General features: G+C 33.6%; 19 protein-coding genes. 8 read left to right on the top strand and 11 right to left on the bottom strand.

Annotation, left to right across the window (positions count from 1 at the left end; genetic code table 11):
* Nucleotides 1-7: 7 nt before the first annotated feature.
* Both ACHRVL_RS03560 and ACHRVL_RS03555 read right to left on the bottom strand, forming a co-directional pair.
* Nucleotides 8-2,068, bottom strand: a complete 2,061-nt coding sequence (locus tag ACHRVL_RS03560) for a M13 family metallopeptidase (protein ID WP_395410362.1) — start codon at nucleotides 2,066-2,068, stop codon at nucleotides 8-10.
* Between the two features lie 144 nt (nucleotides 2,069-2,212).
* A complete protein-coding gene (locus ACHRVL_RS03555; protein WP_395410359.1) occupies nucleotides 2,213-4,273 on the bottom strand; it encodes a M13 family metallopeptidase in 2,061 nt (686 codons plus the stop codon).
* A gap of 320 nt (nucleotides 4,274-4,593) precedes the next feature.
* Here ACHRVL_RS03555 and ACHRVL_RS03550 point away from each other — a divergent pair, with 320 nt between their 5' ends.
* The 4 genes from ACHRVL_RS03550 to ACHRVL_RS03535 all read left to right on the top strand — a co-directional run bounded on the left by ACHRVL_RS03550 (nucleotide 4,594) and on the right by ACHRVL_RS03535 (nucleotide 7,830).
* The gene (locus ACHRVL_RS03550) at nucleotides 4,594-5,259 is read left to right on the top strand and encodes an SCO family protein (RefSeq protein ID WP_089053477.1); all 666 of its coding nucleotides are present in this window, start codon (nucleotides 4,594-4,596) and stop codon (nucleotides 5,257-5,259) included.
* Nucleotides 5,260-5,362: 103 nt separating this feature from the next.
* A complete protein-coding gene (locus tag ACHRVL_RS03545) occupies nucleotides 5,363-5,602 on the top strand; it encodes a FeoA family protein (RefSeq protein WP_071635705.1) in 240 nt (79 codons plus the stop codon).
* Complete coding sequence (gene feoB / locus ACHRVL_RS03540; RefSeq protein ID WP_395410357.1) at nucleotides 5,602-7,701, top strand: ferrous iron transport protein B; 2,100 nt, start codon at nucleotides 5,602-5,604, stop codon at nucleotides 7,699-7,701. Before ACHRVL_RS03545 ends, feoB begins: the two co-directional genes overlap by 1 nt.
* Nucleotides 7,702-7,707: 6 nt before the next feature.
* Entirely contained in the window at nucleotides 7,708-7,830 is a 123-nt protein-coding gene (locus ACHRVL_RS03535) for a FeoB-associated Cys-rich membrane protein (protein ID WP_089053480.1), read from the top strand.
* Between the two features lie 151 nt (nucleotides 7,831-7,981).
* Here the strand turns inward: ACHRVL_RS03535 and ACHRVL_RS03530 are convergent, their stop codons facing one another.
* The 3 genes from ACHRVL_RS03530 to ACHRVL_RS03520 form a co-directional block, all read right to left on the bottom strand.
* Nucleotides 7,982-8,635: an HD domain-containing protein gene (locus ACHRVL_RS03530; RefSeq protein ID WP_370431295.1), complete on the bottom strand. Its 654-nt coding sequence runs from the start codon at nucleotides 8,633-8,635 to the stop codon at nucleotides 7,982-7,984.
* Between the two features lie 176 nt (nucleotides 8,636-8,811).
* A complete protein-coding gene (locus tag ACHRVL_RS03525) occupies nucleotides 8,812-9,804 on the bottom strand; it encodes an acyl-ACP desaturase (protein WP_089053482.1) in 993 nt (330 codons plus the stop codon).
* A 43-nt stretch (nucleotides 9,805-9,847) separates the two neighbouring features.
* Nucleotides 9,848-10,594, bottom strand: a complete 747-nt coding sequence (locus ACHRVL_RS03520; protein WP_129053436.1) for a 1-acyl-sn-glycerol-3-phosphate acyltransferase — start codon at nucleotides 10,592-10,594, stop codon at nucleotides 9,848-9,850.
* Between the two features lie 126 nt (nucleotides 10,595-10,720).
* Between ACHRVL_RS03520 and rnpA the strand changes: the two genes are divergently transcribed.
* From rnpA to ACHRVL_RS03500, 4 genes are all read left to right on the top strand, one after another.
* Nucleotides 10,721-11,125 (top strand): ribonuclease P protein component, encoded by a 405-nt coding sequence (gene rnpA / locus ACHRVL_RS03515; RefSeq protein ID WP_395410355.1) that lies wholly within the window; start codon nucleotides 10,721-10,723, stop codon nucleotides 11,123-11,125.
* 79 nt (nucleotides 11,126-11,204) lie between these two features.
* On the top strand, nucleotides 11,205-12,038 hold the full coding sequence (locus ACHRVL_RS03510; protein WP_395410353.1) for a DUF4349 domain-containing protein: 834 nt from the start codon (nucleotides 11,205-11,207) through the stop codon (nucleotides 12,036-12,038).
* A 2-nt stretch (nucleotides 12,039-12,040) separates the two neighbouring features.
* Entirely contained in the window at nucleotides 12,041-13,678 is a 1,638-nt protein-coding gene (locus ACHRVL_RS03505) for a S41 family peptidase (RefSeq protein ID WP_395410351.1), read from the top strand.
* Between the two features lie 3 nt (nucleotides 13,679-13,681).
* A complete protein-coding gene (locus ACHRVL_RS03500; RefSeq protein ID WP_395410349.1) occupies nucleotides 13,682-14,485 on the top strand; it encodes an OmpA family protein in 804 nt (267 codons plus the stop codon).
* A 126-nt stretch (nucleotides 14,486-14,611) separates the two neighbouring features.
* Here the strand turns inward: ACHRVL_RS03500 and ACHRVL_RS03495 are convergent, their stop codons facing one another.
* The 6 genes from ACHRVL_RS03495 to ACHRVL_RS03470 all read right to left on the bottom strand — a co-directional run bounded on the left by ACHRVL_RS03495 (nucleotide 14,612) and on the right by ACHRVL_RS03470 (nucleotide 21,325).
* The gene (locus ACHRVL_RS03495; protein ID WP_395410348.1) at nucleotides 14,612-15,058 is read right to left on the bottom strand and encodes a GNAT family N-acetyltransferase; all 447 of its coding nucleotides are present in this window, start codon (nucleotides 15,056-15,058) and stop codon (nucleotides 14,612-14,614) included.
* Nucleotides 15,059-15,219: 161 nt separating this feature from the next.
* Entirely contained in the window at nucleotides 15,220-15,861 is a 642-nt protein-coding gene (locus ACHRVL_RS03490; protein WP_395410345.1) for a DUF1579 domain-containing protein, read from the bottom strand.
* A 172-nt stretch (nucleotides 15,862-16,033) separates the two neighbouring features.
* Nucleotides 16,034-17,002: a DUF4837 family protein gene (locus ACHRVL_RS03485; protein ID WP_395410344.1), complete on the bottom strand. Its 969-nt coding sequence runs from the start codon at nucleotides 17,000-17,002 to the stop codon at nucleotides 16,034-16,036.
* 46 nt (nucleotides 17,003-17,048) lie between these two features.
* The gene (locus tag ACHRVL_RS03480; protein WP_395410342.1) at nucleotides 17,049-18,887 is read right to left on the bottom strand and encodes a LysM peptidoglycan-binding domain-containing protein; all 1,839 of its coding nucleotides are present in this window, start codon (nucleotides 18,885-18,887) and stop codon (nucleotides 17,049-17,051) included.
* 110 nt (nucleotides 18,888-18,997) lie between these two features.
* On the bottom strand, nucleotides 18,998-20,185 hold the full coding sequence (locus ACHRVL_RS03475) for a phosphoglycerate kinase (RefSeq protein ID WP_395410340.1): 1,188 nt from the start codon (nucleotides 20,183-20,185) through the stop codon (nucleotides 18,998-19,000).
* A 165-nt stretch (nucleotides 20,186-20,350) separates the two neighbouring features.
* Complete coding sequence (locus ACHRVL_RS03470) at nucleotides 20,351-21,325, bottom strand: type IX secretion system membrane protein PorP/SprF (RefSeq protein ID WP_395410339.1); 975 nt, start codon at nucleotides 21,323-21,325, stop codon at nucleotides 20,351-20,353.
* Nucleotides 21,326-21,350: the final 25 nt, after the last annotated feature.

Here is a 21,350-nt window from a genome sequence, read left to right as displayed (position 1 = left end):
TTTATTTTTACCAGATTTTAACTCTCTTAGCAGGATCGATATACATTTTATCTCCTTTTTTAATATCAAAAGCTTGATAAAAAGCATCTACGTTTTGAATTGGCACAACTGCTCTGTACATTCCAGGAGAATGCGGATCAGTTTTAACCTGACTTTTAATTGCCTCGTCTCTAGATTTTGTTCTCCAAACGGTAGCCCAAGAAATAAAGAAACGCTGTTCTGGCGTAAAGCCGTCAATTAAACCAGGATTTCCGTTTGCTTTTAAATACAATTGTAATCCGTCATAAGCAGCATTGATTCCGCCTAAATCTCCAATGTTCTCTCCTAAAGTAAATTTACCATCTACGTGAATTCCAGGTAAAGGCTCTAAAGCGCTGTATTGATCTGCCAAAGCAGTTCCAAGAGTTGTAAACTGTTTTAGATCTTCTGGTGTCCACCAGTCAACAAGATTTCCATCAGCATTGTAACGTGCTCCAGAATCATCAAAACCATGAGAAATTTCGTGACCAATAACAGCACCAATTCCACCATAATTAACTGCTTCATCAGCTTGATAATTGTAGAAAGGCGGTTGTAAGATTGCAGCCGGGAACACAATTTCGTTATACGATGGATTAAAATAAGCATTCACCGTTTGAGGTGACATTCCCCACTCTGTTTTATCAACTGGTTTACCCAATTTCGCTAAACTTTCTGCGTAAGACCATTTTGATATGTTTTTCATATTATCAAAATAAGTTCCGCCTTCGTTAACGTTTTTAAGTTCTAGTTTAGAATAATCTTTCCATTTATCAGGATATCCAATTTTAATGGTAAGTCTCTTTAGTTTTTCAATTGCTTTTGCCTTTGTTGGCGCAGACATCCAAGGCAATGCATTGATTCTGTTTTCGTAAGCTAACATTACATTAGCAATCATATTCTTTGCTTTGTCTTTTGCTTCAGCAGGAAATAATTTTTCTACATATAGTTTTCCTAAAGCTTCTCCAGTAGCACCATTAATTACTTGTAATGCCATTTCTTCACGAGGACGTTGTTTTAAAGCTCCAGTAAGTGTTTTTCCGTAGAAATCAAAATTTGCTTTTTCAATATCTGTAGTCAACGTTGAAGCATTTCTGTTCAATAAAGACCATTTTAAATACTCTTTCCATGCTTCTACTTTCTTTTCAGAAAGTGTTTTTTCTAAAGCAATCATATAGCGTGGCTGCGCTACATTTACTGAATCTAATTTCGTCATTCCGATTCCAGTGAAATATTTCTCCCATTGAATAGAAGGTGTGTTTTTCTTTAAATCAGCAATCGCAGTTGGATTGTATTGTTTTCTGCGGTCTCTTCTTTCAACACGGTCTAATCTTGGAGCAGAAAGTTCAATTTCTAAAGCTAAAATTTGTTTTGCACTTTCTTTTGCTTTTGCAGGAGATTCTCCAATATATTGTAACATTCTCGCAACGTGTACTTCGTATTTTTCACGTTTTTCTTTTGAATCTTTATCGTCTGAATTGTAATAATCCTTATCAGATAATCCTAAACCTCCCGGTCCTAGGTTAACGGTGTTTTTGTTGCTATTTTTAGCATCAGCTCCAACATATACTCCAAAAAAACCAATACCTCCTTGCGGCTGCATTTCGATAAAGAAATTCTGAAGATCGGTAACATTTTTAATAGCATCGATTTTCTTCAAAACAGGCTGAAGCGGTGTAATTCCGTTTTTATTACGACCAACAGTATCCATAATCGTGTTAAACAAAGCAATTGCTTTACCTTGATCTGTATTTGATTTATATTTAGGATCTTTTGATGCTTCTTTTAGAATAGCAAGAGCGTCATTATCAGTCTTCTGACGTAATTCGTTAAAACTTCCCCATGAATTTCTATCACTTGGAATTTCTGTTTTGTCCAGCCAAGCTCCATTTACGTAACGAAAAAAATCATTTTTTGGACTCACTTTCGTGTCCATATTAGAAAGATTGATACCCGGTTCTTTCTTTTTTGCGTCTTGTGCCTGAGCTGCAGTAATTGTAATCATTGCAGAAACAACACAAAACAGCGGTTTTCTAAACTGTTTAATCATTTTTATTTATAGTTTTTAGTATATACACAAACATATTGCAATTATTCTAAACTATTTGTTAAATACACTAAATAATTAATTTGATACTTTATACAAACAAAAACGGCGCTGAATCAGCGCCGTTTTTTATGGTTTCGTATTATCTTACCAAATTTTTACTCTTTTATCTGGACTTACAAACATTTTATCACCGCTTTTAATTCCAAAAGTAGTGTAAAAAACGTCCATGTTTTGAATTGGAACATAAGCTCTGTACATTCCTGGAGAGTGCGGATCTGTTTTTACTTGATTTTTTATCGCTTCGTCTCTTGATTTTGTTCTCCAAACTGTTGCCCAAGAAATAAAGAATCTCTGTTCTGGTGTAAAACCGTCAATTAAACCAGGATTTCCGTTTTTCTTTAAATACAACTGCAATCCATCATAAGCTGCATTTATTCCACCTAAATCTCCAATGTTTTCACCCAATGTAAATTTACCATCTACATGAATTCCCAGCAAAGGCTCTAAGGCGCTGTATTGATCTGCTAATTTATCGCCAAGTGCTGTAAATTGTTTTAAATCTTCAGGCGTCCACCAGTCTACAAGATTTCCTTCGGCATTATAACGTGCTCCAGAATCATCAAAACCATGTGAAATTTCATGCCCGATTACAGCTCCGATTCCGCCATAATTTACAGCTTCGTCGGCTTGATAATTGTAAAACGGCGGCTGTAAAATTGCTGCTGGAAAAACAATTTCGTTGTAAGATGGATTGTAATACGCATTTACCGTTTGCGGTGACATTCCCCATTCTGTTTTATCAACTGGTTTGTTTAATTTTTCAATTCCTTTTTTGAAGTTCCATTTTGCTATATTGCGTGAATTATCGAAGTAACTTCCGCCTTCTGCAATACTTTTAATTTCAAGCGCTGAGTAATCTTTCCATTTATCAGGATAACCTACTTTAATGGTGATTTTGTTTAATTTTTCAATTGCTTTTACTTTCGTTTCTGCAGACATCCAAGTTAAGTTGTTGATACGATTTTGGTATGCTGTGATTACATTTTGAATCATATCTAAAGCTTTGGTTTTAGCTTCAGCTGGAAAAACTTTCTCAACGTACAATTTACCAAGTGCTTCACCAACACTATTATTTACAATTTGCAATGCTTTTTCTTCTCGCGGCAATTGTTTTATTGCTCCTCTTAAAGTTTTGCTGTAGAAATCGAAATTAGCCGTTTCAACATCTGTTGATAATTTCGTTGCATAAGTATGGATTAAATCCCATTTTAAATACTCTTTCCATTGTCCAACTTTGTTAGCTGTAAAAACAGTTTGAAGCGCTTTCATGTATTTAGGCTCCATAACTACAACTGTATCAAGCTTTGCTAAACCTATTCCAGTAAAATAAGCTTCCCATTTTATAGCTGGTGTTAATTTTTGAAGTTCAGCAATTGTCATTGGATTATACTGCAAACGGCTGTCTCTGCTTTCAACACGATTTAATCTTGGTTTTGACAATTCTGTTTCTAAAGCTAAAATAGCTGAAGCACTTTGTTTTGATTTCTCTGGAGATTCGCCAATAAACTGCATCATCTTTGCAACATGCAATAGGTATTTTGCACGTTTTTCTTTAGAATCTTTATCTTCTGAAATATAATAATCTTTATCTGGTAACCCCAATTGGTTAACTCCAAGATATACCGAATTTTTAGAACTGTTTTTTTCATCTGAACCCACATAAGTTCCGAAAAAACCAGCTGCTCCTTCTTGCTCAACTTCGGTCAGATATTTTTGAAGATCGGCTACGCTTTTAATCGCATCAATTTTTTTCAAATAGGATTGTAAAGGTGCAATTCCTTGTTTGTTTCTTCCTACTGTATCAAGAACTGTTGCAAATAAATTTATTGCTTTTCCTTGATCAGTATCTGATTTGTACTTTGGGTTTTTTGATGCTTCTTTTAGGATAGACATTGCATCTTTGTCTGTTCTCTTAATCAATTCATTGAAACTTCCCCAAGTTGTACGATCACTTGGAATTTCGGTTTTACTTAACCAAGTTCCGTTTACATATTGAAAAAAGTCCTGACCTGGACTAACTTTGGTATTCATGTAGGAAACATTAATACCAGGCTCTTTTGGAGCTGCGTTTTGTGCTTTAACTGCAGTTAATGAAAACATTACAGAAAAGACACAAAATAAAGGTTTTGTAAATTGTTTGTTCATTTTCGAGTGTGATTTTTGTGTTAATACAAAAATATTGTTAATATTTGGAACTTTGTGTTAAAATCAAAGCAATAATTAGCGGCAGTATTTTAGTAAAAAGTATAACCTCCGCCATTTCTGCTTTTTAAGATTTAAACCACATAGAATTTCTAGAAAGTAAGTTTCGGCAGTATGTGCATTTAAATTATAAAATCTGTAAAATCTACATGAAACAAAAAGCACTGCACACTTTATAAGATTAAAAAATCAAAGCTGTTAAAAAGCGTTATAGTTGTGCCTTTTAAAGTGCTCTTTTCGTATTTTTGCGCCAAATTGTTTTTATGAAATCGCTTCTATACAAATACCGCAAATTCTTTATTGTATTAATTGTCTTTTCGGTTGTCACTATATCTTTATTTTATTCGGCTTTAAAACCACAAAAAACACTGCCTATTTTTAATCCTGCCGATGTTAATCCAGAATTAGTCGACAGCACTGTTCAATACAAAAGTAAATACCATACAATTGCTGATTTTTCGTTTGTAAATCAAAATGGAGACACAATTACTCAAAAAAACTACGAAGGAAAAATTTATGTTGCTGATTTTTTCTTTACAACCTGCGGTTCTATTTGTCCAAAAATGACAACAAACCTTGAAGAGGTTCAAAAAGCCGTTTTAAACAATCCAAAAGTAATGCTGCTTTCGCATACAGTTTTTCCAGAAGTGGACAGCATTCCTGTTTTGAAAGCTTATGCTGTAAAACATGGTGTTGTAGACAGCAAATGGAATTTGGTTACGGGCGACAAAAAAGAAATCTATACGATGGCCAGAAAATCGTATTTAGCGGTAAAATTAGGTCGACCTGATCAATTGTACGATATGGTTCATACCGAAAATTTTGTTTTGGTTGATCAAAAAAGACGTGTTCGCGGTTTTTATGACGGAACGAATAAAGAAGAAATTAAACGTCTGCTGGAAGACATCGATTTCTTGTGTAAGGAGTAAAATCCTCAATTTTTAGAAAGATTTAGCATTTTCAAGTGTGTTAAATGCCTTGAAATAAAGAATTATTGCCTATTTTTGCAATCTAAACTCAATCTAAATAAGCTTGCAAAATACAATCCATACCCTGAAAAAAGGCGATAAAGCCATTATCAAAGATTTTGATATCGATTTGATTCCTTTAAAATTGTTAGAGATGGGTTGTTTGCCGGGCAGCTTAGTCGAATTGCTTCAAATTGCTCCTTTTGGAGATCCTTTATATTTAGATATAAATGGTTCGCACGTAGCGATACGTGTTGAAACTGCTCGTGAAATTGAAGTTGAACTTATCAAAAACAATTTGTAATGAGCATTCAAAATATCAATGTTGCCCTTATTGGGAATCCAAATACTGGAAAGACTTCTGTTTTTAATCAACTTACTGGTTTAAATCAACAAGTGGGGAATTATCCCGGAATTACGGTTGAGAAAAAAATAGGTTTCTGTAAATTACCGCATAACATCAAAGCTAATATTCTGGATTTGCCAGGAACGTACAGTTTGAATGCAAGTTCGATGGACGAAAGTGTTGTTATTGAACTTTTGCTGAACAAAAACGACAAATTGTATCCAGATGTGGCTGTAGTAGTTACTGATGTTGAAAACCTGAAACGAAATTTACTGATTTACACTCAGATAAAAGATCTTGAAATTCCGACGATTCTAGTTATTAATATGTCTGATCGTATGGAAAGCAAGGGAATTAGTTTGGATATTCCATATTTAGAAGAAAAACTAAAAACTAAAATTGCTTTAGTAAGTTCTCGTAAAGGTTTAGGAATTGATTACTTAAAAGAATTAATTGTTTCGTACAAAACAATTCCGCACGAACCTTGTTTAAATGCTTCTGTGATTGATCCTGAATATTTTGAAAATTTACAAAAAGCATTTCCAAATCAATTAATGTACAAATTGTGGCTGGTAATTACGCAGGATGTTAATTTCTCGAATTTAGATCGAAATGAAATTCGAAGCACTTTTACCAAATCACATTCAGAATTAAAACGTCTGCAGCAAAAAGAAACTATTAAAAGGTATCAGTTTATAAATGATGTTTTAAAGGAAGGTTTAAAAGTCGATGCCTCGATAGCAAAAGATTTTAGAGCAAAACTAGATCGTGTTTTAACTCATAAATTTTGGGGTTATGCCATTTTTCTAGGCATTTTGTTTATCATTTTCCAGTCTATTTTCAGCTGGTCGACAATACCAATGGATTTCATTGACAGCTCTTTTGCATCATTGAGCAGCTGGGTTGCTGCTGAACTGCCAAGTGGTATTTTGACCGATTTACTTTCGCAGGGAATTATTCCAGGAATTGGCGGAGTTATTATTTTTATTCCTCAAATTGCCTTCTTGTTTTTATTTATTTCGATTCTGGAAGAGAGTGGTTATATGAGTCGTGTTGTTTTTTTAATGGATAAAATCATGCGCAAATTCGGGCTTTCAGGAAAAAGTGTTGTGCCGTTAATTTCAGGAACAGCTTGTGCGATTCCGGCAATTATGGCGACAAGAAACATCGAAAACTGGAAAGAACGTTTAATTACTATTTTGGTAACGCCATTTACAACTTGTTCTGCAAGATTACCTGTTTATGCCATCATGATTTCGTTAGTGATTCCTAACAAACGCGTTTTAGGAATTTTCAATTTGCAGGGATTGTCTTTGATGTTTTTGTATTTACTAGGATTTATTGCGGCTATACTTTCGGCATATGTTTTAAATAAGGTTTTAAAACTAAACTCAAAATCGTATTTTGTTGTTGAGATGCCAAGTTACAAATTACCGCTTTTAAAGAATGTTGGAATCAATGTTGTCGAAAAAACAAAAGCTTTTGTTCTTGGTGCTGGTAAAATTATCTTAGCAATATCTGTTATTTTATGGTTTTTAGCTTCTTTTGGCCCTGGAAAAGATTTTAACGATGCGGAAAACATTGTAAAGGAAAGATTCGCAAATACGACTTTAAATGAAGTTCAATTTGAAAATGAAGTAGCTTCTCAAAAAATAGAGAATTCTTATATCGGGATTATGGGTAAAGCTATCGAACCTGTAATTTCTCCTTTGGGTTATGATTGGAAAATTGGAATAGCTATTATCAGTTCTTTTGCCGCTCGTGAAGTTTTGGTGGGAACTTTAGCAACAATTTACAGTGTTGGAGACAGTGATAATGAATCGACAATTAAAAGCAAAATGCAAAAGGAAGTTAATCCTGAAACAGGCGAAAAGATATTCAATTTTGCCAGCGGTATTTCATTGCTGCTATTTTATGCTTTTGCGATGCAGTGTGCCAGTACATTAGCAATTACAAAAAAAGAGACAAATTCATGGAAATGGCCTGTTGCACAGCTTTTCTTTATGACGGGACTGGCTTATTTTACGGCTCTTTTGGCTTATCAATTTTTAAAATAAAACACCATGATACAAGAAATAATTGCTTTTGGAATCCTTTTTATCGCGGTCGCTTTTTTGATCAAAAAGTTTTTTTGGAAGTCTAAAAAGAAAAAAGACTGTGGTGATGGTAATTGCGGGTGTTCATAGGAAAAAGGTTCTGAGCTGCTGAGGTTCTAAGGTTCTAAGGCTAAAAAACAGTTTCACAGAGATGCTCAAAGTAAAAACACAAAGCCTCGCAAAGATTTAATTCTCTGCGAGGCTTTGTGTTTCTATTACCGTGTCTTTGTGAATAAAAAACTTACTTCACTCCTTCCCACTCTGCATAAAACTGAGCTAGAAATGTTTCCATAAAACGATGTCTTTCTGCCGCAATTTGTTTTCCTTTTTCGGTATTCATTTTATCTTTTAGGAGTAAAAGCTTTTCGTAAAAATGATTTATTGTTGGCGCACTATTTTTCTTGTACTCTTCTTTTGTCATGTTTGTCACGGGCGCAATTTCGGGATTGTGCAAGGCTCTATTTTTGAATCCTCCGTAATTAAATGCTCTTGCAACTCCAATTGCTCCAATAGCATCTAAGCGATCAGCATCCTGAACAACATCTAATTCTATGGAAGAGAACTTTTTTTCGAAATTTCCGCCTTTATAAGAGATGTTTTCAATGATATTAACAACGTGCTGTATAATTTCTTCTGAAACATTTTCTGACTCTAAAAACAACCGTGCTGTTTTGGGGCCAATTGTCTCGTCTCCGTTATGAAACTTACTATCGGCAATATCATGAAGTAAAGCTCCTAATTGAACAACAGTAAGATCACAATTGGTATCATTTGCAATTAAAAGTGCATTCTTGTAAACACGTTCGATATGAAACCAGTCGTGTCCGCCTTCGGCATCATTTAATTTCTCTTTTACAAAAGTGATTGTTTTGGTTATAAGTTCAGAATTATTCATAAGTGTATTTAGTTTGTAATAAAAGCATTCTGATTAAACAGATTTATATTCGCTTTTATATTTAAAATAAAAAAGTTGATTGTTAAAGCTTTAAGACTATAACAATCAACAATGTTTTCAATATCAATTGCAAAAATCAATTTTAAATCTAAAATCAGTACTCTGCAATCTAAAATCTATAATCTCGCTGGTTCAACCCATTTAAAGATATGTCCTTCAGCAGGAATTACTAATCTTTCAGAAATTCTAGCCATACGAGCTGGTAATTTCATTAAGTAATCACGTGCTTTTTCTGCTTCATCAGTCAAATTAGTAACTTTGTCAATTTCCCATTTGTTAATTAATTTCTGCATAATATCAACATAATCGTTAGCGGTATAAACGCCAATACGTTGTGCTGAATCTGAGAATTGCTCAAAAGCAGTACTTATTTTTTGACCTGATTCTCTTAAAAAGTGAGCCGGCATAACAATTTTCTGCTTCATCATGTATTGAAAAGCCAGCATCATTTCGCTTGGATCAACTTGGAAAATTCTGGTAACAAATTCGCTGTAAGCATGATGATGACGCATTTCGTCACCTGCAATCATTTTACACATTTTAGACAACTTGTTATCACCAAATTTCTTAGCGATCTGCGCTACTCTATTGTGGGAAACATAAGTTGCTAATTCCTGAAAACTAGTGTATACAAAGTTTTTGTACGGATCAGTTCCTGTTCCAATATCAAAACCGTCGTTAATTAAATGCTGTGTTGTCATTTCGATTTCACGCATATTTACACGACCAGACAAATACAAGTATTTATTTAAAAGATCACCATGACGGTTCTCTTCTCCTGTCCATTGTCTAATCCATTTAGACCAGCCATTACCACCATTTTCAACTTGGTTTATACCTTCTACATCCATTAACCAAGATTCATATGTTGGCAAAGCTTCTTCGGTAATTGTATCACCTACAAGCGTTACCCAGAAATCGTATGGCAGTTCTTTGGCAATTTCACGCAATTCTTTTACCTCTTCAAAAAAGTTTTCACCTTCAGAATTAGGCAAAAAATCAGACGGCTGCCAAATTTTTTCCACAGGAATTAAATACTGTTCAACGAAGCTGTCAACGTTTTTTTCCAAAAACTGCATCACTTCTAATCTAATGTTTTTTATAGACATTACTTATTTTAAATTTGGATTTAAGTTTAGCTTTTTACTAAAATTAAATCTGTTTATACTCGTTTACTCCTTCTACAACTGCCTTTTCAGTCAAAGCCATTAGTTCTGCAAAATCATACTCTTTTACAGCCATTGCTTTATGCACTGTAAAGGTAAGGCGATTTCCTAAACCAACAGGAAACATTCCATAACGCACCATTTTCCATGAATTGTTAATACTTACTGGCACAACATACGCTGAAGGCGCATATTTACATAGAATTTTTAAACCGCTTTGGGCAAATTCTTTTGGTTTTCCAGTTTTGCTGCGAGTTCCTTCTGGAAAAATCACAGCAGATCTAGTGTTTTTTTCGATATATTCAGACAAGCCTTTGATTACTGGAATCGCTTGTTTAGGGTCTTTACGGTCAATTAGTACAGATCCTCCGTGGCGTAAATTAAAAGATACACTCGGAATTCCGCTTCCTAACTCCTTCTTACTTACAAATTTACAATGAAAACGTCTAAAGTACCAAATCATTGTCACGATATCGTACATACTTTGATGATTTGAGACGAAAATAAGCGGTACTCCTTTAGGAATTGTGTCTACTCCTTCAATTTTATAGGTTGTTCCAACTAGATTTGTACATTTTAAAAGGCAAAAGTTCAAGTAATCAACGCTTTTTTTATGCGCCTGATAACCAAAAAGGTTTAAACAAACCCATTGTATCGGATGAAAAACCGCTAAGCATAATCCAAAACATAAATAATAAATTACAGATATAGGATACGAAATTACCTTTTGCATGCTTCTAAAAATTAAAGGCCAAAAGTAATAAATATATTTTTAGCGGTATAAAAATTAAAAACAATAACCATTTTTATGCTTTAATTGTACCTTTGTACCAAAATTTGCAAATTTTTTCTGAATTAAATGAACTTTACTTACCCTAAAAATGAACGCTTAAAGAGCAAAACGACAATTGGTTTACTGTTTTCTGAAGGAAAATCGGTTTCAAAATACCCGCTTCGTTTGGTTTATTGTCCAGTGGGAGAAAATTCAGAAGAAAAAACAAAAATTGGAGTTTCGGTATCTAAAAAATATTTTAAAAAAGCGGTTGATCGAAATTATTTCAAAAGGGTTTTAAGAGAAACCTATCGTTTAAACAAACATTTACTTTTAGATAATCTGGATCAGCCTTATTCTTTCATGTTTTTTTATCAAACAAAAGACCGATTATCGTTTGAAGAAATCAATACCAAAACGATTCAATTGTTTGAAAAATTCATACTTCAAATTAAGAAAACTCAGGAATCTGAAAATAAAACAGAGTTGTAGACCTCAAAACTCATTTTGTATCTTAATTTAGACAAAAAATTATAAAAAAATTGTAGTTTTAGCTCTAAATTGAAACTTTATGCGATATATTTTCTTTTTAACATGTTGTTTTTTAGTTCTTTCTGGCTGCAATAAAACTAATTCGCATCCTGAAGATCTTGCTGTAAGCAGTGTAGAAATGTCGTCACCGCCGCCGCCAGCAGGTGCAAGTGAATCTGAAGCAAAAGACAAAGTTTCAAATTTAGCTTCACCCGAAATTCCGCAGAAAATTATCAAACAAGCTTCGCTTCGATTTGAAACTAATGATTTAGAAAAAACTTTCGATCAAATCAAAACGGCTATAACGGCTAATAAAGGAACTATTCTAAGTGATTCTGAAGGAAAAGATTATAATAGTATTTTTAGAAATTTAACGGTAAAAGTTCCAAGTCAAAATTTTGATCCTTTTTTAAGTTCGGTCTCAAAAGGCGTTTCGTATTTTGAACGCAAGGATATTTCAGCAGAAGATGTTACAGAACAATATATTGATCTGAATTCGCGATTAAAAACAAAACAAAAACTGGAAGAGCGTTACCTTCAAATTCTGCAAAAAGCAACTAAAATTAGTGAGATTTTAGAAATTGAAAAGCAAATTTCGGCGATTCGTGAAGAAATTGAAGCGAAACAAGGACAACTAAAATATTTGGAAAGCCGAGTTTCTGAAAGTACCGTTACTATTGAATTTTACAAAACAATTGCAGAACAAGAAGGCGTTAAAACGTCATACGGTTCTAAAATCTGGACGGCATTTAAATCTGGATTTTTTGGCTTGTCGAGTTTTTTCATTTGGCTTTTAAGTGTATGGCCATTTGTACTAATAGTTTGTGCGGCGGTTTATTTTATTAGAAGAAGATTTAAAAGAAAAAAACAATAATCATGTATCCTTATTTCAAAAAGAAATTTATCATACCAGCTGTTGCGGCAGCGTTTTTATTTGTTGGAACCAGTTTTAAAGAAGATTTCTTTGAAATTGCCAAGCAAATAGAAATTTTTACGACTCTATTTAAAGCGGTTAACACTAATTATGTAGATGAAACGAATCCTGGCGATTTGATGGATAAAGCCATTAAAAGTATGCTTGGAAGTTTAGATCCTTACACGGTTTACTTTAACGAACAAGATGTTGTTAATTTTAAAATTAATAATACTGGCGAATATACTGGAATTGGCGCAATGATAGCGCGTAAAAAAGACCGTTTAATTGTTCGTGAGCCTTATAAAAATTATCCAGCTGATAAAGCAGGATTGAAAGCGGGCGATGAAATCATACAAATTGGTGATGTTTTAATTGCCGATTTTAAAGATGATGCTTCGCAGCTTTTAAAGGGTGCAAAAAACACCAAAATAGCTATAAAATACCTTCGTCAGGGAAAAATGTTTACTACTGAATTAGTTCTAGACGAAGTTGATATTAAATCGGTTCCTTTTTATGGCAAGATTGACAGCAAAACGGGCTATATAGTGCTGTCTCACTTTAGCCGAAAAGCTTCTGCTGAAGTTAAAGAGGCGCTGGAGAAGTTAAAAGCCGATGGAGCAACACAAATTGTTCTTGATTTAAGGGGAAATCCTGGAGGTTTACTGAACGAAGCTATTGATATTTGTAATTTGTTTGTTCCAAAAAATGAAGTTATTGTAACTACTAAATCGAGAATTGAGAAACACAATAATACTTATAAAACGACCAAAGAACCTGTTGATACTGAAATTCCTTTGGCTATTTTGGTAAACGGACGGAGTGCCTCGGCTTCTGAAATTGTTTCTGGAGCTTTGCAGGATTTAGATCGTGCTGTTATTTTAGGAAGCCGCAGTTTTGGTAAAGGTTTGGTGCAGCGCTCTGTAGATCTTACTTACGGAACGCAGTTAAAAGTGACTATTTCTAGATATTACACTCCGTCTGGAAGATGTATTCAGGCTTTGGATTATGCACATAAAGACAAAAATGGCGTAGCGCAAAAAACGGATGCTAAAAATTTTAATGCTTTTAAAACGAGAAAAGGAAGAACGGTTTATGACGGCGGCGGGGTTTTGCCGGATATTGAATTGGACGAGGCAAAAATGAGTCCGATAACAGCTGCTCTTTTAAAAAATGATGGAATTTTTGATTATGCAACGTCATACTATTACAAGAATCCAAATTTAGGGGACAAAATTCCTGTAATTACTGATGCTGATTACGGCAGTTTTAAACAATATTTAAAATCGAACAAAATTAGTTTTGACACTGAAACTGAAATTGCTCTTAAAAATACTTTGGCCGCTGCCAAAAATGAAAAAATTGACGAAACAATTGCTCCTGAATATCAGCAGTTAATTGCAGCTTTGGAAAAAAGTGAAAACACTTTATTAGATAAAAATCAAAAAGAAATTAAAAATCTAATTCAGGAAGAACTTATAAAAAGATACCAATATCAGGAAGGTTTATATCAATTTTACATCAAAAATAATTCGGAGATAAAAAAAGCTGTTAATGTATTAAATAATCAAACCGAATATAAAACGATTCTAAAAATGTAATGAATGAAACTTTATAGAGCCCTATTTCTGTTTTTAATTTACAATGTATCGGCACAGCAAAAACCTATCGAAACGGTTTATTTTGATTTCGATAAATTTGATCTTACCAGCCAACAGATTGAAGTTGTAAAGAATTTTATTAAAACAATAGATACCTCTAAAGTTGAGTCTATACAAATTTACGGCTACTGCGATGATCGAGGCAGCGATGATTATAATTTTCGACTGTCTCATGACCGGGTAAATACAATTCAAGACTTGCTGCTCGCTTCTGGATTTAATCAAACTAAAATTGTTGTTTTAGAAGGAAAGGGCCGTGTGGTCCTTCGACCAGATACGGTCGAAAATTTATACGAAACGAGATCTAGAAATCGGCGGGTTGATTTAATTGTTGTCAAACGCAATAGTTTTGGCAAAGGTGTTTATTCTTCGTTTAAAGATAAATTAAAGGTTGGTGACAGGATTTATTTAGACAATATTCTTTTTGATCTTGGAAGTGCGAAGCTTACAAATAATTCTAAAAAGGAATTAGACAAAATTGCCGTCCTTTTGCAAAAGCAAAAAAACATACAGTTCGAAGTTAGGGGTCACGTTTGCTGTACTCCGGAAATCTATAGTGACGGAATTGACAAGGACACAAAGGAAAGGCGCTTGTCTTGGAACCGCGCCAAAACCGTTTTTTATTATTTAAGCTCTAAAAAAGTCTCTAAAAACAGAATGACTTATAAAGGCTGCGGCAATAAATTTCCTTTAAAAAAGGGAGACAATTATGATCGCCGTGTTGAGTTTTTGATTACTAGGATTTGATGAAATGAAGTAAAAACTACTGTCTTAACAGAAACTAAAAGAATGCTACTTAAAAAACTTGGCGATTTTGCAAGATTAAATCACAAAATCGCCAAGTTTTTTACTTTCAATAAAGTATCATCTTTATTATTCTCTAATCATTTCAATATGCGGAATATCATCTTCTAAATACATTTCGCTCGATTGTACAAAACCGTGACTTTCGTAAAATTTCTTTAAATACAATTGTGCGCCAATGGTAATCTTTTCTTTATTGAAGTTTGATTTTATTGCAGAAATTGCTTCACGCATTAAATCGTGTCCCCATTTTCTATCACGATAATCGGCATCAACCACTACTCGGCCTATTGAAGCGTTATCAAAACTGATTCCCGCATCAAATAAACGTACATAGGCAACAATTTTATTGTCATACTCACCAATTAGGTGTAATGCTTTCTTGTCTTTGCCGTCAAGATCTAAATAAACGCAGTTTTGCTCTACTACAAAGATCTCACTTCTTAATTTGAGCAAATCATACAGCTCGTTTACATTTAGTGCCTCAAAAGGCTTTATTTTCCATTTTAATTCCATTCTTCCTTATTTTTTGCCACAAAGGCACGAAGGCGCTAAGTTATATAATTTTTGAGCTGCGCTAAAATTTCTTATAGAAATTGCAAAGACACAAAGTTACATCTCCTAGAATAAAACTTTGTGTCTTTGCGCCTATGTTTCTTTATACCTAAAATAGAAAATTACTTTTTCTTCATTATGATTTCCATGCTTTTATATTCTTCTCCGTTTTTCATGTCGAACATTTCCATTTTTCGGGTCTTAGGATCTACAATAGTATAAATTTCTCTGTAAGGTGTTTTAATACCGTTCATTGGATTTACCATATCGCCTTTCAATTCCATACTTTTTGTTTTTTCGTCGTATTTACCAAATCCTACCATCATTCCAGTTCCCATATTATCAATAAAAGTACTGGTGAATTCTTTGCTGGCATTATTGTAGGCTAATGTGCTTTTGCCTTCAAATGGCTGTCCCATCATGGTTCCAATATAAATAGCTTCTTGATAACGTCCGCCAAGAATCATTTTTACATTGGCGGTTGAAGTGGCTTTTTCAGGTTTTCCATTTGGTTCAGACCAAAAAGTCATTTCACAATTCCAAGTTCCAACTTCATCGGCCATTAATTTATGCTCATTTCCTGGAGTTGCATAAGCTGCCCAAGCTTTCATTTGTGCCGCTGAGTCTAAAGGCTGTTCTGCAGCTGGTTCTTCTACTGCAACGCTGTCTTTGATCGTTTTTTCAGCATCTTCTGTTTTTGCTTCTTTTTTACAAGAGGTAAAACACAGTACTGCTAGTAATAATGTTGTGGTTAAATTTTTCATAAGTCTTTGTTTTATTGTTTGTTATAAAACAAAAATAAGAAATATATTAACTGTAGAGGTTTTAAGTTTAAGGTTTCAATGTTTCATGTTTTACATTGTGCAGTTTAACCAAAAAGTTTACGAAAGGATATAGTATTAAAAACTTTCTGATTAGAAAACCTAAAACAAATTTTTATCGTTTATCAATTTTTACCGATTTTATGATGGCTTCTAGTTCTAACATTAAATCTCGTTCTTGATTGGATGGGGAATAACAGAATCCTTCTATAACTAAAATTCTATTATAAACTGGATCGACGATTGCGTAATTGATAAATGGTCCTGCCATGAAATCATTTTTGAGCTCCCAGGTTCCTTTTGTTTCAAAGGCTTCCTTTTGGTCTAAAGTTGTGTTTGAGAAATATGGTGCATAAGCCTCACCGGTAATCATACGTGTATTGGGTTCACGTCCTTTGATGTAATAACCAATTGAATCTCTCATTTTGATTATATTACCAACGACATTTCCTTTGGTTTTAAAGTTGTGAAGTGGTATTTGGTAAATAAGTAAACTTGTATTTCCGCTTATAATGTCTTTTTTAAGCCAAATGAAGTTCTTTTTATGCAGCATGTATTCATATCCGGTTGGAATCTGGAGATCGATATGAAATTTGTTTTTTATAACTGCCGGGTTTAATAGTGATTTGCTGTTGTCATCTTGAATTTTTTGGATTTCGGCATCGCGAATCATTTTGATTATTTGCGCTGAATTTAATTCGATACTGCAAATAATATCATCAACGGATTTTCCGTAAATACGAAATGTATTATGCGGCAGGGCTTTGCTGCGGGTAATTTCAAATTTATCTATTGCAGCTTTTTTTACTACAATTATACTGCGGCTGTCTGTCACAAAACCTTCAAGCAGTCTGGCAGGATATTGATTTATTGTAAATAAGGGTTCTTCTTGGGTAAGGCCCAAAACTGGTGAAGCAAATTTGTTTCTAATACTGTCGCCTACTTCTCCATACCACAATTGATCGTCGATAATGATAGAAATAGTATTCGTTTTTCCAGAAACTGGCTCTGACTGCTTATCTGTCTTTAAACAAGACAACAGTAAAAATGGGATTAACAGCAATAAAAAATGGGTTTTATTCATTTTCTTAATTTATGAAATAAAACCCAAATTTAAATAAGATTTTTTATTATCCGTTTATTTTAAGTTTCATTCCGGGTTTAATGTCTTCATCTTTAATACCATTCCATTTTTTAATATCCGAGATTGTTACTCCTGGATATTTTTTAGAAATACTATATAAAGAATCTCCTTTTTTTACGTAATAATCTTCACCCAAACTTTTTGCAGATGGTGCTTTTTTCTTGAAAGAATCAACAGAATTAAGTGCTATTGCAGTTGATGCCGGCTCTTCGATTTCAGAAACTGTTTTAGAAACTATTAATGTTTTTCCTAAAGCAATTGTATTTGAATTTAGATTATTCAGTTCTTTTAAGTCCGCAATAGTCGTACCGAATTTTTTAGCAATGTTTCCTAAATTATCTCCAGCTGCAACGGTGTACTCTTGAGTTTGCACAGCATTTTTATCTTTGTCGTCAGCAACGGCAATAGCTTCTTCTGAATTTCTTTCGATAACTACCGGATTTTTAGGCTCTTTTATATTTTTAGAAACTGTTTCTGCTTCTGATTTTATTTTTAATGTTCTTCCAAATGCAACTGCATTAGATTTAAGGTTATTCCATTTTTTTAAATCAGAAACATTTACGTTATACTTATCTGCGATTGCGCCTAAGTTGTCTCCTTTTCTAACTTTATAAAACTGAATATCTTTTGATGTTGTTACGGCTTCTCTAGTTACCGCTGGTTTTACTTTTGGCGCCACTTTCATTGCTAATTGTGTCGACATTGTTTTAAATCCAGATTGGTACTTAACGTAGGCATAAATTTTATCTTCGTTTGACACGAAGGTGGCAATCTTATCCTTTGGTAAACGAAGGAAATGCTGCTCTCCTTGATAATAAGGCACTACATTTAACTTATAAGAAGGGTTTAGGAGCTGAATCTGCGATTGCGGCATATCAAGTAAATCAGCAATCTGTTTGAATGACATTTGATTTTTTATTGCAATTGTGTCTGTTTCAAAATTTTTAACGACTGCTCTTTCTGGATTAATTCCGTGCTCTTTATGGTATTCGAAAAGGTACATTGTAGCGTAAAATGCTGGAACATATCCTTGAGTTTCTTTTGGAAGGTGATTACGAATATCCCAATAGTTTGTTTTACCGCCAGAACGACGAATTGCTTTTGTTACGTTTCCTGGTCCTGAGTTGTATGAAGCTAAAACTAGTTCCCAATCATTAAAAACGTTAAACATTCTGGTCATGTAATCTGAAGCTGCGGCTGTAGCTTTAAGAGCATCGCTTCGTTCATCAACATAAGAATCGATTTTTAAAGCGTATTGTTTTCCGGTTCCGTACATAAACTGCCAAAGTCCGGTAGCGCCCATTTTAGAAACTGCTTTAGGATTTAAAGCAGATTCTACAACGGCTAAATATTTAATTTCCAAAGGAATTTTTTCTTTGGCAAACGTTTCCTCAAAAATTGGAAAGTAATATTCAGATAAAGCCATTAATCGAGAAAACGATTTTTTACGATTCTTAAGAAATGACTTTATTATATTTTCTAAACCTTGATTGTATTGAATATCAAATGGTGATTTTTCATTCATTGCGTGCAGACGCTGTTTTAGAAGTTCTGTTGGCAGTTCTTCATCTACTGTAACATCTGAGTTAATGCTTTGAATATCTTTTGTTAAATCGTCATAAATATCTAGACTTACTAACTCATTCATCCAAAGACTGTCAACACGAGTTGCCATGTCATCTTTTTTGAAAGTGCTTTTTATTGAATCTAAATATGATAACTTAACAACTGGCTTAAGTTCTAATTCGGTTTTTGCAGTTTCCTGCGCAAACATCGACATCGAAAAAAGGACAGATACCGCTAGTGAGATTTTTTTTACAATCATATAACATCTTTTTTAAACCCTTATAATTCAAATAATTATAAGACCTCGTTTTTGCAAAAATAAATGGTTTAACGAAGAAAACTATGCAAAAAAATGTTAAATGTGATATTTTAGTCTAAAATCGCAGCGATTCCAGGTAAAGTTCTTCCCTCTAACATTTCAAGCATTGCCCCGCCACCAGTAGAAACATAGCTCATTTTGTCTTCAAAACCGAATTGTTTTACGGCTGCAACTGAATCACCGCCTCCAACTAATGAAAATGCTCCATTTTGTGTTGCTTCGGCAATATAATCACCTAAAGCTATAGTTCCTTTAGAGAATGTTTCCATTTCGAAAACGCCTAATGGACCATTCCATAGGATTGTTTTTGACTCTAAAATTACTTTTTTAAAGTTTTCTAAAGATTTTGGTCCTGCATCAAGTCCTTGCCATCCGTCAGGAATTGCTGTTACATCTACAATTTGTGTATTTGCTGTGTTTGAAAAGTCATCAGCAGCAACTACATCAACTGGAATGTGAACTTGTACATTTTTCTCTTTTGCTAATCTTAAAATTTCAAGTGCTAAATCTAGTTTGTCATCTTCGCAGATTGACTCACCAATTTTACCGCCTTGTGCTTTAACGAAAGTGAAAGTCATTCCTCCACCAATAATCATGTGATCAACTTTGTCAAGGATATTTTCGATAACGGTAATTTTAGAAGAAACTTTTGAACCTCCTAAAACTGCTGTTACAGGTTTTTCGCTGTTTTTAAGTACTTTATTTAAGCTTTCAATTTCTTTTGCCAATAATGTTCCAAAACATTTTTCGTTTGGAAAAAACTGTGCAATAATTGTTGTTGATGCATGCGCTCTATGTGCTGTACCAAATGCATCATTTACGTAAATATCTCCTAGAGATGCTAATTCCTTTGCGAAAGCAACGTCACCAGCTTCTTCTTCAGCATGAAAACGTAAATTTTCAAGTAATAAAACTTCTCCTGGTTTTAAATTTTTAGCTGCTGTTTGTGCTGGTTCTCCAATACAGTTTTCAGCAAACTTAACCTCAACTCCTAAAATTTGAGAAGCTGTTTTTAAAATATGTTTTAACGAATATTTTTCTTCTGCTCCTTTTGGTCTTCCTAAGTGCGACATTAAAATTACGCTTCCGCCTTGTGCTAAAATCGCATCAATTGTTGGTTTTGCTGCATCAATACGTGTCGTATCGGTTACATTAAAATTCTCGTCTAACGGCACATTAAAATCAACACGGATAATTGCCTTTTTATTTTTAAAATCGAAATCGTTTAAAGTTTTCATTTTATAATTTTTTAGTTTTTTTGAAAGAAAAACAAATATAGAACTTTTACAGTTGTATTAAATTCGAAAAAAACAAAAATAACTGATGATTAACAACGAAAACGATGTAAATTATGAAATAAAACAAAAAATGTTTTAATCTATAAATTTTTACTTCGGTTCTAATTAATCGTGTACTGGACTTTGTGTACAAGGACAGTTACTGATTGATGAGAAGAAATCAAAACCAATTGTAATTGAATGTGTACCGGTATTGTAATTTCCTAAATCATTAAACATTACTTGGTATGAATATCCAAAATAGAATTTTGATTTCATGAAACCAACCATTGGCCCTACTGAAAGCGGTTTTGGAAATTGATCGTTTAAGAAACGGTATGAAACTCCAATCCAATAATAATCTTCGTAACGATTATAACGTCTGTACTTAAAGTTGAAATCGGTTGTTGAACGCTTATCGCTGGCAAAATACTGGTAGTAAATCGATGGTTCGTATTCTATACGTCTGTTTTCGCCATCATTAAATATAAAACCTGTATAGACTTGATAGTTTGAAAGCAAACTAGGCTCTACACCACGATATTTATCTGTGTTCTTTTTTAAAACGTTATTGGCATTAAAACTTACATAAAAACCTTTATTACGGTATAATGCACTAATATCGAAGTTACTATTTGTTGTATAACGGTTATCTGTAACGGCTGGATCCAGAATTGGATGTTCTATCGTATTATTAAACTCATCAATATCAATTCTAAACGTATTGAAGTTGTATGAAAGTCCAAAAGATAAATATTGTTTGGAATAATAATCAAGAATCAAATGGTGTGCAAATGAAACTTTTGCTCCTGTTTGTCTGGTATATCCATTTTTATCATTGTAAACATTTAAACCAACTCCTGAACGGTCTAGAATTCTAAAATCGGCATACAGCGATTGATTATCGGGTGCATCTTTAATCCCAACCCATTGCGTTAGGCCGTTGGCACGAATTCTAAGATTATCACCAATTCCTGCAAATGCTGGTGAAATTACAAAAGGATTATCTGCCAAATACTGGGTAAATACTGGTAGGTTTAACTCTTGGCTGTAACTTGTTGTTACAGCCATGAGTACTAAGGATAAAATAAACTTTTTCATTGTAATAATTTTTTTAGACAACATC

This window comes from Flavobacterium sp. FlaQc-28 (assembly GCF_044007415.1).
In the GTDB taxonomy this organism is placed as follows: Bacteria; Bacteroidota; Bacteroidia; order Flavobacteriales; family Flavobacteriaceae; genus Flavobacterium.
This window is presented reverse-complemented; position numbering and strand designations above follow the sequence as displayed.

Bases quoted from the DNA above. Each gene is read 5' to 3' on its own strand.
- ACHRVL_RS03560 (WP_395410362.1), bottom strand. From the start codon at position 2,068: ATGATTAAACAGTTTAGAAAACCGCTGTTTTGTGTTGTTTCTGCAATG.
- ACHRVL_RS03555 (WP_395410359.1), bottom strand. From the start codon at position 4,273: ATGAACAAACAATTTACAAAACCTTTATTTTGTGTCTTTTCTGTAATG.
- ACHRVL_RS03550 (WP_089053477.1), top strand. From the start codon at position 4,594: ATGAAATCGCTTCTATACAAATACCGCAAATTCTTTATTGTATTAATT.
- feoB (WP_395410357.1), top strand. From the start codon at position 5,602: ATGAGCATTCAAAATATCAATGTTGCCCTTATTGGGAATCCAAATACT.
- ACHRVL_RS03535 (WP_089053480.1), top strand. From the start codon at position 7,708: ATGATACAAGAAATAATTGCTTTTGGAATCCTTTTTATCGCGGTCGCT.
- ACHRVL_RS03530 (WP_370431295.1), bottom strand. From the start codon at position 8,635: ATGAATAATTCTGAACTTATAACCAAAACAATCACTTTTGTAAAAGAG.
- ACHRVL_RS03525 (WP_089053482.1), bottom strand. From the start codon at position 9,804: ATGTCTATAAAAAACATTAGATTAGAAGTGATGCAGTTTTTGGAAAAA.
- ACHRVL_RS03520 (WP_129053436.1), bottom strand. From the start codon at position 10,594: ATGCAAAAGGTAATTTCGTATCCTATATCTGTAATTTATTATTTATGT.
- rnpA (WP_395410355.1), top strand. From the start codon at position 10,721: ATGAACTTTACTTACCCTAAAAATGAACGCTTAAAGAGCAAAACGACA.
- ACHRVL_RS03510 (WP_395410353.1), top strand. From the start codon at position 11,205: ATGCGATATATTTTCTTTTTAACATGTTGTTTTTTAGTTCTTTCTGGC.
- ACHRVL_RS03505 (WP_395410351.1), top strand. From the start codon at position 12,041: ATGTATCCTTATTTCAAAAAGAAATTTATCATACCAGCTGTTGCGGCA.
- ACHRVL_RS03500 (WP_395410349.1), top strand. From the start codon at position 13,682: ATGAAACTTTATAGAGCCCTATTTCTGTTTTTAATTTACAATGTATCG.
- ACHRVL_RS03495 (WP_395410348.1), bottom strand. From the start codon at position 15,058: ATGGAATTAAAATGGAAAATAAAGCCTTTTGAGGCACTAAATGTAAAC.
- ACHRVL_RS03490 (WP_395410345.1), bottom strand. From the start codon at position 15,861: ATGAAAAATTTAACCACAACATTATTACTAGCAGTACTGTGTTTTACC.
- ACHRVL_RS03485 (WP_395410344.1), bottom strand. From the start codon at position 17,002: ATGAATAAAACCCATTTTTTATTGCTGTTAATCCCATTTTTACTGTTG.
- ACHRVL_RS03480 (WP_395410342.1), bottom strand. From the start codon at position 18,887: ATGATTGTAAAAAAAATCTCACTAGCGGTATCTGTCCTTTTTTCGATG.
- ACHRVL_RS03475 (WP_395410340.1), bottom strand. From the start codon at position 20,185: ATGAAAACTTTAAACGATTTCGATTTTAAAAATAAAAAGGCAATTATC.
- ACHRVL_RS03470 (WP_395410339.1), bottom strand. From the start codon at position 21,325: ATGAAAAAGTTTATTTTATCCTTAGTACTCATGGCTGTAACAACAAGT.